Genomic DNA, 1,495 nt, shown 5'->3' on the forward strand with positions numbered 1-1,495 from the left:
TGGGGCGCGCTGACCCACGAATGCGCCCACGCCGCCCACACCCGCTGGAACCCGCCGGAGGGAACCGATCCGGGCACCGCCAGGGCAGCAACCATTTTGGAAGAGTCCCGGATCGAGGCCGCCCAGGTGCGCCGCCGCCCCGAGGACCGGCACTGGCTGCGTGCCTGCACCCGTGAGCTGGTGCTCGGCGACATCGGCGGCGAGCAGGCCGCCGCACAGCTCGCGCCCACCCGCCACGCTGCCGCGCAGGCCGCCGCGCTGATGCTGGCGCGCGTCGATGCGGGCGTGCTCGACGCCGCCGAATGCGCGCACGCTGCCGCCGCGATCGAGGACGTCCTCGGCCGAGACCTGTTGCGGCAGTTGCGGACCCTGTGGCGGATCGCGCATCGCCTGTCGGATACCAACACCACGGGCATGCTCGAACTCGGGCGGCGCTGGCACGCCGTGATCGGCCCGGAACCCCACACCACCCCGCAGCCTGACTCACCGCTGGGGACAGCGATCACCGGCACCCTCGGCGACATCGCCGCTGCCGTGGCCGCCTACGAGCCTCCGCCCGACCCGGCCGACGAGGCCGATCAACGGGACCGAGAGGAGACCCGCCACAGCGACCGCGCCACCAACGTAGCGGCGGACGTGTTCGGCAAACGCCCGCGTACCGGCGGGCGTACCGGCCGCAGCCTCCGCGCGCCCCACGACCGCGAACGTGCCGCCGCGCGGGTGCTGGCGCGGGCGCTGAATACCGCCAGCCAGCGCGAGCGCGCGGTCACCTCGGTCACCTCGGCGGTGCCGCCGGGGCGGTTGCGGATGCGCGGCGTGCTCGCGCGCGAAGCCCAGCGCGCGGCGGGGGCGATGCCGACCGCGCAACCGTTCACCCGCCGCGTCACCCGCCCGGTGCCGGTGCCGCCGCTGCGGGTCGGGATCGCCTGCGACGTGTCCGGATCGATGGGCTCCTACACCGACGCTGTGGCCTCGGCCGCGTGGATCATCGCCGCCGCTGCCGACAAGGCCACCATGCCCGCCGATACCGCCACCGTGACCTTCGGGCGTGACGTGCTGCCGGTCACCTATCCGGGCGCGTCGGCCCCGGCCAAGGTGACCGACTTCGCCGCCGCCGCCAACTGGGAGGCCGTCGAGATCGCGATCGATGCCCTCGACGGCGCGCTCGGGCTGTCCCGGCCGGAAAACACCCGGCTGCTGGTGATCATCTCCGACGGCCGGTTCCGCACCGAACCACGCGCCGCCGGGCAGCAGCGGCTCGACCGGTTGCGCGCCAGCGGCTGCGCGGTGCTGTGGCTGGCCCCCGACTCCATGTGGGCCGACCCGATGGACGGTGCGACCGTGCACACCCTCACCGACCCCGCCGCCACCGCCGCCACCATCGCCCGCGCCGCCGTCACCGCCGTACGCAACGCCTGACCAACCCCGACACCATCGCTCCCGCCGACCAAACAAGTCTGGGTGCCATTCTGGCCGCCAGCCCGGAACTGGCGGC

1 protein-coding gene is annotated in these 1,495 nt (G+C 74.6%); it reads left to right on the top strand.

Features of this window, described 5'->3' with window-relative positions; all coding sequences use genetic code 11:
- Positions 1-1,419: VWA domain-containing protein (locus QH470_RS13260; protein ID WP_280272637.1), on the top strand; the 1,419-nt coding region annotated here is incomplete at its 5' end.
- Between the last annotated feature and the right edge of the window lie 76 nt (positions 1,420-1,495).

Origin of the sequence: Nocardia wallacei (assembly GCF_029868745.1) — a bacterium.
Lineage (GTDB): Bacteria > Actinomycetota > Actinomycetes > Mycobacteriales > Mycobacteriaceae > Nocardia > Nocardia wallacei_B.